The organism is Erythrobacter sp. S267, assembly GCF_057365045.1.
Genome location: NZ_CP200298.1, coordinates 568,277 through 583,760, shown reverse-complemented (window position 1 = coordinate 583,760; position 15,484 = coordinate 568,277). Strand labels below are relative to the sequence as shown.

Sequence of the window (15,484 nt, the reverse complement as noted above, 5' to 3'; positions counted from 1 at the left end):
TCAGTCAGCGGTAAGCGCCGCTAGCATATCCTCGTCCCAGCCATTCTCGTCGGTGTAGAGGGCGAAGGTGTTGCCATAGGCCCACAGGCACCACGGGATGCCTGCATCCTCCATCGCAGTGCGCACGGCCCCTGCCCATTTGACCCGCTCATCATTGTCGACCGGCGAGTTCACCCCAAACTCGCCGAGGAAAACCGGACGCCCGGTCGCTTCGCGGAAGGCCGTCGCGATTTCTACTGCGCGCGCAAGCTCGGCCCGGTCAGCCGCTGAGCCCCAACCGCGCTTGCCCTGGGGCATATTCTCGCCCAGCCACTCCGCCTGCTGGTGGGTGAAGCTGAAGGGGTCGTAATAGTGGAAGGTGTAGATTACATTGGGATCATCGGTGGCGAGGTTTGTGCCCAGCGAGTTGATCCCTGACCAATCCTCTCCGCCCAGCATGATGATGCGGGTGGGATTGTCCCGGCGGATGATCTCAATCGCCTGACGCTGGAACCCGCGCATTTGTGCGCCTTTGAGATTGGTGTGCGGTTCATTGAGCACCTCAAACCACAGATTGGCGGGCAGTTGGGAGTAGCGCAGAGATATTTGATCCCAAATCGCCTGAAAACGGGCGGTCTGGTTGTCGGGATCTTCCATGATCTCTTCAAAATGATGCACGTTCAGGACCACGTTCAACCCGCTCGACAAGGCCCATTTGAGGTTGTTGTCCACCAGCTCGGCAAAATCGGGATGGATACGATAATCAGGCGCGGGGCCGGTATAGTCGCTCCACCGAACAGGAATACGCACCGTATCGAAACCGGCGGCCTTGATCCGCTGATAATCCTCTTTTGAATAATTGCGTCCCCATGGCGCGCCATTGGGAGCTTCCAGCGCGTTGCCCATGTTAACGCAGCGCTGCATCTGGAAATCAGCCGCGACCTCAACCTGTTCGTTCGCTGCCGTTCCAGCCGCATCTTGCGCGGTTGAAGCGGTGGTGATCGCCGCGAGAGTGCCGCATGCTGCCAACGTTGTCAAAATTGTCGAAGTCTTCATGTTCTTCCTCCCTCGAAGTCAAATTGGGTGATGGTTTTGGTTTGCGCCCTAGGCATGTTTTGGCGGCGCGGTTGTGTCTCTCAGCACGAATTCGTGATCGAGCACGATCCTATTGCTGCCTTTGTTGGTGCCGCTCAACGACGACACCAATTCGCGCACGGCATGCGCGCCCAGATCGCTAAGCGGTTGGCGGATTGTGGTCAGAAACGGACGCATTCGGGTTGCAATGTCCGCATCATCAAACCCGACAACAGAGATATCCTGAGGAACATTAATCCCGCCTTCGATAAACGCAGCAACCAACCCGCCCGCCATATCGTCATTGGACGAAAAGATCGCGGTCGGCCTGTCTTTCAACGCGAGGAAATATTGCCCCGCTTCGTAACCCGATTCAAAATTGAACGCGCCCGGCCGCACAAGGTCTGGCTCCACCTCAAGCCCCGCTGCCTCCATCGCCACGCAAAATCCGGAATAGCGCACATGGCTGGATCGCTGGTCCTCGCTCCCGCGAACAAAACCAATCCGTTTATGGCCCAAATCGACCAAGTGGCGCACCACATCAATCGCGGCCTGATAGTCGTCAATCTCGACCAGAAGTCCCTGATTTTGCGAGTCCACCGGCCCGACGCGGACAACCGGAATGCCCATTTCCTGAAGCACGAATCCGATCTTCTCATCATTGGCATAAGGCGCGAGCAGGACCACGCCATCAGGCTTGCGCCGCCGCATTACGCCTTCAAACGCCGCTCTGATGTCTGCGATGGGTTTGTGGGTCAGATCCTCAAGCAAGCTAATCGAAAGCTGATAGCCGAGATCCTGGCACGCAATCACCGCGCCAAACTGGATCGAATTCACATAGTTGGACCCTGCCATATGGCACACCAGAGTCAGGTCATAGGACCGGCTACCCCGCAAACTGCGCGCCGATTGGCTGGGCACATAGTCGAGCTTTTCCGCCGCTTCCTTGACCTTGCGGCGAAGCTTTTCCTGCACATGCGGTTCGTTGTTCAGGACCCGTGACACGGTTTTGATCGAGACACCGGCGAGGTCCGCCACGTCCTTCATCTTGGCCGAGTTCTTAAGGTTGGTCGTGGCCATCATTTCCCCCTAGCGCGACAACTCATCAACGATCCGAGCATGCAAGTCACGCGTCAGTGGCATAAGCAAGAGCGTAATTGAAGCAAGTATCAGAAAGACTGGAGGCACCAGAGCGACAAATTGCCCAAGCGCATTGGCGGTTTCGGGGGTCTGCATGTCGCGATCAGCCTCATATCCGATACCTGACAAGAGATAGCCAATCCCCAACCCAGTCAGCGCGCTGGAGGCCTTTTGCACGAACAGGCTTGATCCAAACACTGCCCCTTCATCGCGGCAGCCATTGGCATATTGGCCATACTCGACCGTGTCCGGGATCAGCGCCCAGATGATGATTGCGAAAGCCGAATTGGCAAAGCCAAAAAGGATGATCTGAACCGGAACGCCAGCGTAAAGGATCGGGCCGGCGAGGAACAGCGACCCACCGGCAAATGCGCTGACCAAGGTTGCCAGATACCAGCATTTCTTCTTGCCCAGATAGCGCGTTGCCACTGTCCAAATCGGGGTCGCTGCCAAAGTCGCGACGGCAAAGGCGGTGAGGATCACTTCCTTGTTCGCAAAAGCCCCTGCATTGGCTTCGATATAGAAAGCCATCGGGATATTGAGGCTCGCCCCGGCGGCGGAGTTGAGGAACAGGATCAAGAGCAGCATTCGCAGCGCATCGTTCTGCGTGAAAGCCTGGACAAAGCTGCGCGGGCTCCAACCTCGTGGCAGTTCTTCTCCTCCTAACGGAGGCTGCTCCCGCGTGAGGAAAAAGCATGCGTTTAGCGCGATAATCGCAACGATGGCTCCCAGCGCAGATGTGATCAGAAAGCCGTCTGCCGTGTAATTCTCTCCATCCCCAAAATAGCGTGCCAGCGGGAAGAAGAAGGTCGTGACGCACAGCATCCCGCAAAAGGCAAAGAACATGCGCACGCCGGAAAGCTCTGCCCGCTCATTTGAATTGAAGGTCAGTCGGGCGGAAAGGGCCGAGTAAGGGACGGCGACAATGGTGTAGCTGGTGCGAAAGATAATCGCTGAGCCGAGCAAGGCCGCAAACAGGAACCACCCTTCCAAAGGCGGCGACCAGAAGAGCAGGCAGAACGAGGCTCCCAGACCAAAGCTGCCGAACAACAGGAACGGCCGGTAGACACCGTAGCGGCTGCGATTGGCTGCCGCGAAAGAGGCAACGATCGGGTCAGAGATCGCATCCCACAACAAGCCCAGCGCATATATCCATCCGGCAAGCTTGGGGTCGAGCCCGACAATCTCGGCGTACCAAAAGACAAGGATGAGAGAGAGGCTGTGCCAATAGATGTTGAGCCCAAAGTCGCCGACGCCATAGCCCGCCAGTCGCCGCGCCTTTGGCCCACCAGCCTCACCGCCAGCTCCAGCCGCACCAGAAGCATTCGCTGTCATAGCGGCCAGGCTCGGAGGACTATCGGTTCTACTCGCCATGTGCGCAGGCTCAGAATTGGCCGGTGCCTGTGACACGAGTGCGCACGGACAGCAGCTGATCCTTGGCAGTTATGAAGAGGGTTTTGCCGTCTTCGCCAAACGCACAATTGGCGCTCGCTCTGCCGGTGTTGATGCGGCCGAGGCATTGGCCCGCTGCATCCAGCATCAGCACTCCGCCAGGTCCAGCGAGGAAGACGTGGCCCTTCGTCGCGACGGCCATCCCATCGGGCAGGCCCTCGACCTCCTGCATGTAGGGTGCAGCTTCGAACCATATCTCTCCCTCACCCAATCCAGCACCGTTTTCAGCTGCCAAATCGAATGTTCGAACGATCGGCGCCTGTGGGTCTGATTGAGCAACATAGAGCGTCGCTTCGTCAGGCGACAACTGCACGCCATTGGGGAAGGTCATATCGTCCACAAGCCGGGTCAGATCACCGTCAGGACGCAGGCGGTAGACCCCATTGACCGCCATCTCTTTCAACGGCGATGCGTTGAGCCCCTCCAGCCCGTATGGCGGATCGGTGAAATAGATCGTCCCGTCGCTCGCCTGGACGAGATCGTTGGGAGAATTGAAGCGCAGCCCTTCAAACTTTGACGCCAGAATGCGGCGCGCTCCGCTTTCAAGGTCAAGCGCCTCCACCGCGCGCGACCCGTGATTGCAGATCAGCATTTCGCCGCTTTGCCCGAGCAACAGTCCGTTCGATCCTGCCTCCCGCATGCCCTGCGCATCGTCGCCCCTTGCGCCCGACGGGGAGAGCCATTCACGGTCGCCATCGTCTTGTGACCAGGCATAGGCGATGTTGCGCGGGACGTCGGAGAAATAGAGCGTCTGGCGCGAGGCATCCCATGCCGGTCCCTCTGCCCACCAATGCCCCTGTGAGAGCAAACGCCCGCTCTGCGCGGTGTCGATCAGGTCTTCGAACTGGCTGTCGAACACCTCAAACGTGATCGCGGGCGATCGTTCGGAACCCTCATCAGAGCCGAGCGGGAGCGCCCGTCCAGAACACGACGCCGCTACGCCAGCGGCCATACCAGCGGACGCCAGACCCAAAATTGACCTGCGGTCAAAACGCATATCCTCAATCTCCCTCTTGAGGCTTGATATTCCAATATTGACAACCTTGTCAAAACCCGCTGGTTTAGGCGGCGATTGGAAGATTCGCACAAGGGCCCATTGCGCCTGAAGATGCGATTGGGAGGATGCAAATGGCTGTTATCGCTCGGCAGAGTGTGCTTGGTTCGTGCGCCGTAATGGCGATGGGCCTTGGCGCTTGCACCTATGGTGTCAGCGCCGAGGCACCGGCGACGGCGAGCTCTGAGCCGAGTGTTCAGACTACCCTTACTGCTCCCGGCACCATCCACCCTGAAATCTGGCCCAGCCTCGAACGCCAGCCGCTCGATCCCGTAATCGAAGCGCGGATCGACGAAATCATGGCGCAGATGACGCTGGAGCAGAAAGTCGGACAGACGATCCAGGCTGACACCGGTGCGATCACCCCGGAAGAGGTCCGCGAATATCGCCTTGGCTCGGTCCTCTCCGGAGGGAACTCCGCGCCTGGCCCCCTCCCCTATGCCGACACAGAGGCGTGGTTGGAGATGGCAGACGCCTATTGGGAGGCCTCAACCGACCCCGAAGGCGTTGAAATTGCAATCCCGGTCATCTGGGGCATCGACGCGGTGCACGGCCACACCAACCTGCTCGGCGCGACGGTCTTCCCGCACAATGTCGGCCTTGGAGCCATGCGCGACCCTGACCTGATTGAGGAGATCATGGGCGTCACAGCGCGTGAGCTGATCGTATCGGGCCATGATTGGACCTTCGCCCCTACCCTCGCCGTGCCGCGCGACGATCGCTGGGGCCGCGGATATGAGGGTTTTTCGGAAAGCCCCGATGTCGTCATCTCCTACTCAGACCGCATCGTCGAAGGCCTGCAAGGCACCTTTGGCGAGGATGACTTCCTTGCGCCGGGCAAAATCCTCTCAGCCGCCAAGCACTATACTGGCGACGGCGCGACCGATGGGGGGCGCGACCAAGGCGATGCGAGCATTAGTGAAGAGGAACTGCGCGACATCCACACGCTGGGCTATCTGCCCGCTCTGGATGCGCAGGTGCAGACGGTCATGGTCTCGTTCTCCAGCTGGCAGAATATCAAGATGACCGGCAACCGCGCGCTCATCACCGATGTTCTGAAAGGCCGGATGGGTTTTGACGGCTTTGTGGTCAGCGACTGGAACGCGCACGGGCAGATTCCGGGGTGCTCCAACACCGATTGCCCTGCGGCTTTCAACGCCGGGATCGACATGTTCATGGCGCCCGATAGCTGGCGCGGGCTCTATTACAGCACGCTTGCCCATGTCCACTCTGGCGAGATTTCGATGGAGCGCCTGGACGATGCTGTGCGCCGGATCCTGCGGGTGAAGCTGCGCTATGGCCTGTTCGCACGCGGCGCGCCGAGCACGCGTCCCGGCGCAGGCGACACCTCCCTGCTTGCCAATGCAGAGCACCGGGCGATTGCGCGTGAAGCGGTGCGCAAGTCGCTGGTGTTGCTCAAGAACAATGGCGGGCTGCTGCCGCTTGATGCAGGCCAAACGGTGCTGGTCGTCGGAGACGGCGCAGACAGCATTGCGAAAGCGTCTGGCGGATGGACCCTCTCCTGGCAGGGGGGCACTCACTCAAACGAAGAGTTCCCGAACGGCCAGTCTATCCTAGCCGGAATCGAAGAAGCAGTCGCAGCAGCGGGTGGCACTGTCATCTTTGATGAGGCCGGCACCGGTGACAACGAAGCTGACGTGGTCATCGCCGTCTATGGTGAAGATGCCTATGCCGAATTTCAGGGCGACCGCCCGCATCTCGACTTTGCCGACGGGGCCTTCGACACCGAATTGCTGCGCCAATATGGCGAACGTGGCATGCCGGTCGTCTCCGTCTTCCTCTCGGGACGCCCGATGTGGGTCAATCCGGAGATCAACGCCTCGGACGCCTTTATCGCAGCCTGGCTTCCCGGCAGCGAAGGCGGCGGGGTGAGCGACTTGCTGTTCCAACGCGATCCCAGCTTCGACTTCACAGGGCGACTGTCCTTCTCCTGGCCCAAACGCGCCGATCAAGCGGTCTTGAACGTCGGACAGGACGGCTATGATCCGCTCTTCGCCTTTGGCTATGGGTTAAGCTTTGCCGACGTCGGCGATCTGGCAGTTTTGTCGGAAGAATCCGGCATCGACGCGACCGGCAATGGCTCTGGCGATGTGCTGTTTGCTGGCGGCCAGTCGCCCAATCCCTGGTCGCTCTATGGCGTCGTTAGCGGCACACAAACGCGCCTCAATTCCAGCAATTGGGACGGAGGAGGCCTTGTCTTTTCCGGCATTGACCGGCTCGCTCAAGAGGATTCCCTACGGGTCGAATGGCGCTCTGCGGAAGCCTACCTACGCATCGCAACCCATGATCCGGTGGACTTCTCCCGCCACAGCAATGGCGCGATGGAGCTTGCCTTCTTTGTGCGGAATGTGGGGGACGATCCCGCCACTCTGAGCGTCACAATGGGCTGCGATGCGGGGCAGGAATGCGCCGAGGGTTTGACCGTACGCGCGAGCTCTTCAGAGTGGGAGGAGGTTCGTTTGTCGCTTGCCTGCTTTGCTGATGCCGGCGTGGATATGAGCGCCTTGACGACAGGCTTGGTCATCCGCTCAGCGACGCCCGCGACAGTCGATATCTCCGACATCCGCCTTGCCCCCGATGTAGACGCGACGCGCAGCTGCGGGGTCTGACGCGACCTTGGCAAAGCGGCTGATCGTCATCATGGGCCCCAGCGCCTGTGGGAAGAGCAGCGTTGCGAGCGCACTCGCCGAGCTAATCCCGGACGCTTCGATGATAGAGGCGGATGACCATCACTCGCCCGAAGCCCGCGCGCAAATGGCGAGCGGAAAACCCCTGTGCGATGCTGACCGTGCCCCGTGGGTTCAGCGCTTGCGCGAAGCCTGCGTCAGCGTCTCGGGTCAAACAGTCATCCTCGCCTGCTCAGCTTTGACGCCGATAGTGCAGCAAGGCCTTCGATCGATTGAAGGGCGGCGCACGCAATTTGTGATGCTCGCGGTCGAGAAGAAAGTGCTCGCCAAGCGATTGGCAGCGCGGTCAGGTCACTTCATGCCGGCATCCTTGCTCGACAGCCAGTTGGAGGCATTGCACCTGCCAAATGACGCGGTGAATATCGACGCAAACCGTCCCCTTGCAGCCATCGCGCAGGAAATTGCGGCTTGGCTAGACGACGAGGCCCAAGGCTAGCACCACGGCAAAGCCGACCACGCCAACCAGCGTTGAGGCCACCGTCCAACTGCGCAAGGTCTCGCCCGGTGTGAGCTGGAAGTAGCGCGAGACGAGCCAAAAGCCGCTGTCGTTGACGTGGCTCACCACGCTTGCGCCCGCGGCGATCGCGATGACCATGCGCGCCAAGTCCCAGCCCTCCAAACCCGCTGCAAGTGCCAGCGGCGCGGACAGACCCGCCGCAGTCAGCATCGCAACTGTCGCCGACCCTTGCGCAACCCGCACCAGCACTGCGAGCACAAACCCTGCGACAATCGGCCCAAGCCCCGCCCCGAGCAGCGTTTCAGCGAGCATCGCACCCGCGCCCGTATCGACAAGCACTTGCTTGAACGCTCCGCCCGCTCCGGTGACGAGCAGGATCACAGCGGTAGGTTCCAGCGCTCTTGCGAGCGTGTCTTTGAGCCGCGCCCGGCCCGCTTCGTCGGATGGGCGCAGCACCCATGCCGCCAACCCGCACCCGGCAAGCAGCGCCACAAAAGGATGACCGATGAATTGGAGTGCTGGGTTGGTGGCTCCGGCCAATTGCGTGACTGCGGCGACCACGATCAAGGCAATAGGGACCGCAATGGCGATAACTGCTTTTGCCGCCAGACCAGCGGGCGGAGCGGGTTCATCCATGGGTGGCGACAGCTCGACGCCGCCCGCCAACCACCCGCGATCCAGCGCGATTTTTGCGTAAGCCGGGCCTGCTATCAGCATCGCCGGGATGCCCGCCAGCAGACCCAGCACAATGACAAGGCCAATGTCTGCAGAGAGGATCTCCGCCACTGCGACCGGGCCAGGTGTCGGGGGAATGAAGGCGTGCGCCGTTGCCAGTCCGGCAAGCAAAGGCAGCCCGAAATAGAGCGCAGGCCGTCCCGCTTTGGCAGCGAGCGCTTGGACGAGCGGGAACAGCAGGATCAGGCCGACATCGAAGAACACCGGGATTGCAACGATCAACCCGACCACTCCCATCGCGACGCTGGCCGCACCCGGAGAGCGCTCTCCAATCACCGCGCGGGCCAGGGCGAGTGCGCCTCCGCTTGCTTCGAGATACGCGCCGAGCAATGCGCCCAATCCGACGATCACCGCAATAAAACCAAGCGTGCCCGCAAAACCGTTTTGCACCGATTGGATGACGGCGGTGGGTTCCAATCCCGCGATCAGCCCGGTTGCGAGGGCTGCGACGAGCAATGCGGCGAAGGCGTTGACGCGGCGGATGAGGATCATCGCGAGCAGTCCCACAACGCCGATCAGCGTCGCGAACAAAGGTCGCCACTCCAGCGCCCAATCAAGCAATTCCATCATTGTCGCCGAAGCCCCTCTCTCCGACGAGAATTGATAACGTTGTCACACGCGAGCCGCAAGAGGCCGAGCAAAACGCGCTCGGCCCCTTCCCCGCTTAGTCAGCGGAAGCCTACTTGCCCAATTCGGTCGGAGGCGGAGGTGCGGTTGTCACCGTCACCGGGTCCGCGCTCTCCAGCTCACCCAGAATATAGCCAATCGCGGCTTCGAGCTGAGTATCACGCCCTTCGTCCAAGGCCAGTTGGTCCAGCTCCACGCGGTAATCGGGCGCAACGCCTTCATTCTCGATCGTGTACTCGCCCTCTGGCGTGTAGAAGCGGAAGAACGGCACGGTTACAAAGCCACCATCGACCAGCCCCGGATTGGCCGAGATACCGATCAGCCCGCCCCAGGTCCGCGTCCCGATCAGTGGGCCGAGACCAGTGTAACGGAAGGCGTAGGGCATGAAGTCCCCGCCCGATCCTGCATCCTGGTCGATCAGCATTACTTTGGGCCCTGCGATAAACGCACCCGGCGTTGTGAAAGGCAGACCTTCGCGGTCGCGCCAGCCGCCCAGCACCGGACGGTTGAGCACCTCAATCACATAGTTCGCCGCCTGACCGCCGCCGTTTGAGCGGTCATCCAGGATCAGCGCTTCCTTGTCGGCTTGGGCAAAGAACATCCGGTTGAACAAAGTGAAACCAGCGCCCGCTGTGTTCGGCATATAGACGTAAGCAACGCGGCCATTGGTCGCCTCTTCAACACGCTGGCGACGGGTTTCCACCCAGTCCCACAGGCGAAGGCCCCCTTCACTCCCTGTAGGCTCAACCACGACTTCACGTCGACCTGCGCCCGCCGCGGTGGAGGCAACAGTCAAAGTCACTTGGCTTCCGCGCGTCCCCGCCAGATGGCGATAGATATTGTCATCGCCCGACAGCGACTGGCCATTGATGGCAAGGATATATTCGCCTTCCTTCACATTCACGCCTGGCTTGGCGAGCGGCGCGTCGAGGAACGGGTTCCAGCGCACGCCGTCAAAGATCTTCGCGATGCGATAGCGGCCCGCGTCAATCTCAAAATCGGCACCCAGCAAGCCCGGACGTGCAGCGGAATTGTCGTAGACTTCACCCCCGCCCACGCGGTTGTGGCCTGCGAACATCTCGGCGATCATTTCGACCATGAGTTCATTGAGGTCTTCGCGCCGACCCACATGCGGCAGGAAAGCGGAATACTTCTCCTGCATCGCGGCCCAGTCGAGGCCGTGCATGTTCGGATCGTAGAAATAGGCCGCTTCCATGCGCGCCACATCGTTGAATATCTGCGCCCATTCAACCGACGGGTCGACCAGCATGCGCAGGCCCGACGTGTCGAGCGGCTCAGGGCTGATATCGGCTCCCGCATCGGCCGTCACAAAGCTGCCATTGGCGCGCGCCAGCAGCAATTTCTTACCCGCGCGGTCAATCTGCAATCCGACCACGCCGCCTGTCACAGTCTTTGCCTCACGCTCTTCGAAATCGAAGCGGTTCAGCGTCGCGCCCTCTTGTGAGGAATTGCCCGGCGCAGTGTTGGCGACACCCGGCTGGACAAGGCTGACATAATAGAGCGCGCCATCGGCCCCTGCGGCAAGCGAGGTGTAGAACTCCTCATTCACCGGCAGCGCGATGATGCGGCCTGAGACTCCGTCCATATCGACGCTAGACGTTTCGGTTTCGGAGCTGTCTTCACCGTCCTCGTCATCCGAACTGTCCGGCTCCTCATCCCCCAATTGCGGAGCGAGCGGGTTTTCGCCGTCAGCGGCAAGAATCGCGGCGTAGATACCGGCGCGATAGGGCTGCTGCTGGGTCGACATGTCGAGACCCACATGGGTCGGCCCCGCATTGGTTGACGCGGTGAAAAAGAGCAGACTGCCATCATGGCTGAACGTGGGCGAGCCAATGTCGGCAAAATCGCCCGTCACCTCGGCTGTGCGGCGGGTTTGCAGATCGTAGAGGAACAAAGCCGAATTGTTGTTCACCTGCGTCGCAGTAAAGGCGACATAGCGTCCTTCGGGAGCCATCGAGACCCCGCCAATCCCACGACGGACGCTGGTGGCGATGGTCCAGGTCTCTCCGGTCGCGACGGTCAGCGCGCGCAGGCGCAGCTTATTGTCTTCAAAGACGATGTGATCGCCTGACCAGCCTTGCAAGAAATTGAAATCCCCGCCCAGATCAAAGCGCTTCTCGGCTCCGATCCCGCTCTGATCCTTGATCACCAGCACCTGCGAGGTACCATTGTCCTCCACGAAGGCGAGCTGCGTTCCATCCGGCGACCAGATGCTTGAATAGTCGCGCTCACCCGCGCTGGCTGAGATGTTGCGGGTGCTGCCGTTTTCAATCGGCACGGTGAAGATCTCACCGCGCGCTGTGACCGCGACGCGCTGTCCGGTGGGCGAGATGTCGAGGTCTTCGATCTGCCCTGCAACACTTCGCCAGCTTGGCATTTTCGCAGGCAGGTCTGCGCTGAGAGATATTGACAGCGGATTGGCGTTGCCACTGGCGAGGTCCAGTGCGTGGATACGTCCGCCCGCTTCATAAACCAAAGTGTCGCCCTCACCCCCGATGGCGCGCACATCGAACTCTGTTTCGTTGGTGACGCGGGTTAGCGAATTGTCCGCCGGATTGTGCTTAAAGACATTCAAGCGTGCATCGTCACGGTCAGAGATCACATAAAGGTCATCGCCGATGAAATGCGGATCCCACTCGGTCGTGCGGTCGCCGGGAATTTCTGTGACGCTGGGCGCATCAAAGTCGATCAGCTGGATGGTCGGCGCTGCCCCTCCGCGATAGCCGCGCCAACCTGCGCTGCCACCTGCAAGACCGTTATAGCCGGGACGCACGGGGACATTGGCAAAGGTCTCCCCATCCTCTGACATGGCGCCTGCATAGGTGCGCGCCTCCGAGATTTTCTCAGGCAGGCCGCCGTCGATGGAGACGCGGTAGAGCTGGCCAGAGCGCCCTGCACGCCGTTCGCGCGGGCTGGTGAAGTAGACGTGGCTTCCATCGGGGGAGAAGCCAACCAGCGTCTCGGTGCCGGGATGCCAGGTCAGCCGTTTAGGCTGGCCGCCGGTGACGGGGATTACGAAGACATCGTAATTGCCGTCATAATTGACGGTGTAGGCGATCATTGATCCGTCGGCGTTGAACAGCGGCCCACGCGCATCCGCCGGGTGCGAAGTCAGTCGCTTGGGGTTGGAGCCGTCGCGGTCCGCAATCCAGACATCGCCAGCATAGGTGAAGGTCAGGTGATTGGCCGAAAGGTCCGGCGAGCGCAGCAGCAAGGTCTCCGATGCTTCGGGAGCCTCAGACTGAGCCATTGCGGGCGCTGCCAAAGTGGTGCCCAGAGTTGTGCCCAGCGCCAAAGCGGCAGCGTAGCCTGCGGTACGAAACATCGTGTATTCCCCTGTCTTGAACTCGGCATCTGCGCCCTGAGTCTTTGTGCATACGTAGACGTAATGATCGTGCGCACCGGCGTCTACAACTGTCTCACGGCTTCTCCTTGCAACCTTGGCTTCACCCAATGCGCGCCGAATGGTGTGTTTACGTGATTCACTTGGGGCGGTTGCGCGCATAGGCTCTCCCATCATCGCTGCTTGCCTTGGGTCCAGGCAGCTTAGTTTGACAGGAGCTTGAGATGATGCAGGCCAAGACAGTGAGCCTGGCGGCTGTGCGCATTCTTGTGGGCTATCTGGCCGCATGCGCTGCTGCATCTGTTTTGGTCTTCGCCCTCTCAGTCGTGATGTCCATGGGCGATCCACCCGTCGCCGGTCGCTCTGCCTTGGGAGAGCTTGCCAATATGGCGGGGTGGATGCCGTTCTATTTTGTGGCCGCTGCGGTCTTTGCTGCACCCGTCGCATTGGTCGGCATCGCCATTTCAGAGCTGGCCAAGATCAAGCAATTGTGGTTCTTTCTCGCCCTTGGCGCCACCGCGCCGTTGCCCCTCCTCTTGAAAGGCACAGAAAGTGGGCTTGAAAATGCTTTGGAGGGTCTGGTCATCTTCGCCCCGGCAGGCGCCCTTGCCGCGGCGGTTTTTTGGTTGGTCAGGCATCGCAAATGGCCGGTTTAGCGCGTTGATCACAGCCTACTCCACAAGGGCAATTCGCAAGTTTGCCGGCCTATGCGCCGCCAGCCTTTTGTGCCTGCTGTTCCTGTTTGCGCCCAGCGAGGCGCGGGCTCAGCGTGAATATGTCCAGAACATCTATCTCAGCGGTTTCAAATGCACCGCTCTGCCGCGCGACACGGCTGTGGGCGGGCAAAGCGAGGTGTTCTTCGTCATCGTCTCCAATGCTCCTGATGGCGCAGGGGTGCAAAGCCAAAGCGTGGGCGCATTCAAAGGCGTGCAGCAGGGCTTTGGGCGGCGCACGAGGAACCTCGTTTGGCACGGCAGGCCTCAGCCCCTGTCGCTCAGAGTTGCGATGTTCGAGGCTGACGTTGGCGGCGAAACCGGACAGACGGCTGCGCGCGCTTTTGCCGCAGTGGTCACCTCCGCTTTGAGTCGGTCGGGCAGGCCGATGCCAAAGAGCGCTAACCTTGACCAAGACAACTCTGCTGAGCCTGAAATTCTACGCCGCTTTGGGCGCGGCATCACCAATCTCTTCGGTCTTGGGCACGACGCATTTGGCTATGACCGGCAGACATTCCAGCGCGGCCCATGGGCGGACAGGTCGGCCTTTTCCGAGCGGGATATTCCCTATCACTTCTACACCACCCATCGCCAAGGCGGAGCGAATTGCCGGGCTTACTTTCTGATCGAGCGTGGAATTGAAGTGCCGCGCGACCCCACTCCTGAGCCCGCCCCGCCGCGTCCAGATCAAAGCGCACCATCCTACACCCCGCCCGCTGACGCGCCTCCGCCTTACGAAGAGGAATTCTTGCCCCCGCCAGCGCCTCTTCCACCGCTACCGCCACCACCACCGCCTCCTCCCCCCGAGCCGGACTGGTTCCGAGTAAGCTTTCGCAACTCATGCGACGTGCCGATCGACCTCAGCTACACATACGAGAACCCCTCTCGCGGATGGGTGAAGCGCGGTTGGAGCTTGCTCGATCCGGGAGAGACGCGCCGGATGGAGGGGAACACGTTGACGCCTGAAATCTATATTTACACCTCAAGGGGCCGAGTTGCCGGCTCCTTCGATCCCGAGGTGCTGCAATTCTATGTCCGCAGCCGCGGCTTCGACACCGACCGCAATGACAGTTTCCGCGGAGATGAAGGCGCGCGCTTCGTGCCCTATGCCTTGCATGTCTTGAGCGATATTGACGGCGTCGAATTGGTCGCCATCCGCGATTGCGACGAATGGGTCGCAGGAAGCCTGCGCAGCGCTGAGGAGATTGCGCGCAGCCAGCAAATCGCGGACCTCAACGCGCGCCAAGCCCGTACGACGCTCAATTCCTCGCTCGACGATGCGGCCTTTGCCGGAGATATCGAGGGGATCCGGACTGCCCTTGCCAGCGGCGCGGATATTGAGAACCGCTCCAACAGGCTCAGCACAGGGCGTTCAACGCCGCTCCATCTGGCCGCACAAAGCTTCAACGCAGACGCAATCAACCTCCTGCTTGATGAAGGGGCCGATCCAACCCACCTCAACCGCGAAGGCGGCAGCGTGCTGCATGCAGCGGTGCGGACCTCTGACCGGTCGCGCTATTTCGAGGGCTTTTCAGCCGACGCGTTTGAACGCCTGATTGAAGGCGGAGCCGATCCCAACCATAGGGACAATGATGGCTACACAGCGCTCGACCTGATGGTCCGGTTTGTGGACTTTTCCTCGGTGCGCAACCGAGCTGCACGCGGCGACGATTATGGCAGCCAGGCCACAGACCTGTTCTGGTTGCTCGCGCTGCACACGACAGATGGGCTTGACCGGAAAGTGCGCGGATACACCACACTGCACATTGCGGCGATCAGCGGCCATCGCGGGCTGGCAGAGGCTCTGATCGCCAATGGCGCTGACCTTGGCGTGAAAGACGCAAGCGGAAAAACCGCGCGCGAGCTTGCCGCAGCTTGGCCTTTGGACTTCCAGCAGCTGTTTGGTCCCCTGCCGGAACCAGCTCCTGTTCCGGCAAGAGATCAAGTCCCGAGCCCGACCACGCAGGAACCGCTCGGACCCCGCCCCGCAGCCGATCCCGAACGCGATTATGCCCGCTGCCTTGAGCTGGCCGCGCGCGGGATGGTGGACGCGGAGCAATGCCAAGCGCCCGGCACATCGCCTTCAAACTAAGCCACCCCAAACTAAACCGCTGATGAACTGAAACACCCCTCAAATGGTGTATTTGCAGTATATCGCGCAGCCTGCCCGCAGCGTAGTAT

Annotated in this window: 10 protein-coding genes; 4 read left to right on the top strand and 6 right to left on the bottom strand. The window is 60.8% G+C overall.

Annotation, left to right across the window (positions count from 1 at the left end; genetic code table 11):
• The 4 genes from AC0V6X_RS02565 to AC0V6X_RS02550 are packed head-to-tail and all read right to left on the bottom strand — an operon-like array spanning nt 1 to nt 4,642.
• Nucleotides 1-1,035, bottom strand: a complete 1,035-nt coding sequence (locus AC0V6X_RS02565) for a glycoside hydrolase family 5 protein (protein ID WP_486183030.1) — start codon at nt 1,033-1,035, stop codon at nt 1-3.
• Nucleotides 1,036-1,083: 48 nt separating this feature from the next.
• Nucleotides 1,084-2,133: a LacI family DNA-binding transcriptional regulator gene (locus tag AC0V6X_RS02560; protein ID WP_486183029.1), complete on the bottom strand. Its 1,050-nt coding sequence runs from the start codon at nt 2,131-2,133 to the stop codon at nt 1,084-1,086.
• A 9-nt stretch (nt 2,134-2,142) separates the two neighbouring features.
• Entirely contained in the window at nt 2,143-3,528 is a 1,386-nt protein-coding gene (locus AC0V6X_RS02555) for an MFS transporter (protein WP_486183028.1), read from the bottom strand.
• A 49-nt stretch (nt 3,529-3,577) separates the two neighbouring features.
• On the bottom strand, nt 3,578-4,642 hold the full coding sequence (locus AC0V6X_RS02550; RefSeq protein ID WP_486183027.1) for an SMP-30/gluconolactonase/LRE family protein: 1,065 nt from the start codon (nt 4,640-4,642) through the stop codon (nt 3,578-3,580).
• 131 nt (nt 4,643-4,773) lie between these two features.
• On the opposite strand from AC0V6X_RS02550, the gene AC0V6X_RS02545 reads away from it, so the two are divergent.
• Entirely contained in the window at nt 4,774-7,329 is a 2,556-nt protein-coding gene (locus AC0V6X_RS02545) for a glycoside hydrolase family 3 protein (RefSeq protein WP_486183026.1), read from the top strand.
• Nucleotides 7,330-7,336: 7 nt separating this feature from the next.
• Nucleotides 7,337-7,843, top strand: coding sequence for a gluconokinase (locus AC0V6X_RS02540; RefSeq protein WP_486183025.1), 507 nt, complete (start codon nt 7,337-7,339; stop codon nt 7,841-7,843).
• Here the strand turns inward: AC0V6X_RS02540 and AC0V6X_RS02535 are convergent.
• Together AC0V6X_RS02535 and AC0V6X_RS02530 are read right to left on the bottom strand one after the other, a co-directional pair.
• The gene (locus AC0V6X_RS02535) at nt 7,820-9,169 is read right to left on the bottom strand and encodes a GntP family permease (protein WP_486183024.1); all 1,350 of its coding nucleotides are present in this window, start codon (nt 9,167-9,169) and stop codon (nt 7,820-7,822) included. The two genes, AC0V6X_RS02540 and AC0V6X_RS02535, sit on opposite strands and share 24 nt — an antisense overlap.
• A 109-nt stretch (nt 9,170-9,278) precedes the next feature.
• Nucleotides 9,279-12,572: a S41 family peptidase gene (locus tag AC0V6X_RS02530; RefSeq protein ID WP_486183023.1), complete on the bottom strand. Its 3,294-nt coding sequence runs from the start codon at nt 12,570-12,572 to the stop codon at nt 9,279-9,281.
• A 242-nt stretch (nt 12,573-12,814) separates the two neighbouring features.
• Here AC0V6X_RS02530 and AC0V6X_RS02525 point away from each other — a divergent pair, with 242 nt between their 5' ends.
• The gene (locus AC0V6X_RS02525; protein ID WP_486183022.1) at nt 12,815-13,246 is read left to right on the top strand and encodes a hypothetical protein; all 432 of its coding nucleotides are present in this window, start codon (nt 12,815-12,817) and stop codon (nt 13,244-13,246) included.
• A 4-nt stretch (nt 13,247-13,250) separates the two neighbouring features.
• A complete protein-coding gene (locus AC0V6X_RS02520; protein WP_486183021.1) occupies nt 13,251-15,395 on the top strand; it encodes an ankyrin repeat domain-containing protein in 2,145 nt (714 codons plus the stop codon).
• The last annotated feature ends 89 nt before the right edge of the window (nt 15,396-15,484 follow it).

What these genes read in the sequence shown, in the direction of transcription:
- AC0V6X_RS02565 (WP_486183030.1), bottom strand. Translation starts at nt 1,035, where the DNA reads ATGAAGACTTCGACAATTTTGACAACGTTGGCAGCATGCGGCACTCTC.
- AC0V6X_RS02560 (WP_486183029.1), bottom strand. Translation starts at nt 2,133, where the DNA reads ATGGCCACGACCAACCTTAAGAACTCGGCCAAGATGAAGGACGTGGCG.
- AC0V6X_RS02555 (WP_486183028.1), bottom strand. Translation starts at nt 3,528, where the DNA reads ATGACAGCGAATGCTTCTGGTGCGGCTGGAGCTGGCGGTGAGGCTGGT.
- AC0V6X_RS02550 (WP_486183027.1), bottom strand. Translation starts at nt 4,642, where the DNA reads ATGCGTTTTGACCGCAGGTCAATTTTGGGTCTGGCGTCCGCTGGTATG.
- AC0V6X_RS02545 (WP_486183026.1), top strand. Translation starts at nt 4,774, where the DNA reads ATGGCTGTTATCGCTCGGCAGAGTGTGCTTGGTTCGTGCGCCGTAATG.
- AC0V6X_RS02535 (WP_486183024.1), bottom strand. Translation starts at nt 9,169, where the DNA reads ATGATGGAATTGCTTGATTGGGCGCTGGAGTGGCGACCTTTGTTCGCG.
- AC0V6X_RS02530 (WP_486183023.1), bottom strand. Translation starts at nt 12,572, where the DNA reads ATGTTTCGTACCGCAGGCTACGCTGCCGCTTTGGCGCTGGGCACAACT.
- AC0V6X_RS02525 (WP_486183022.1), top strand. Translation starts at nt 12,815, where the DNA reads ATGATGCAGGCCAAGACAGTGAGCCTGGCGGCTGTGCGCATTCTTGTG.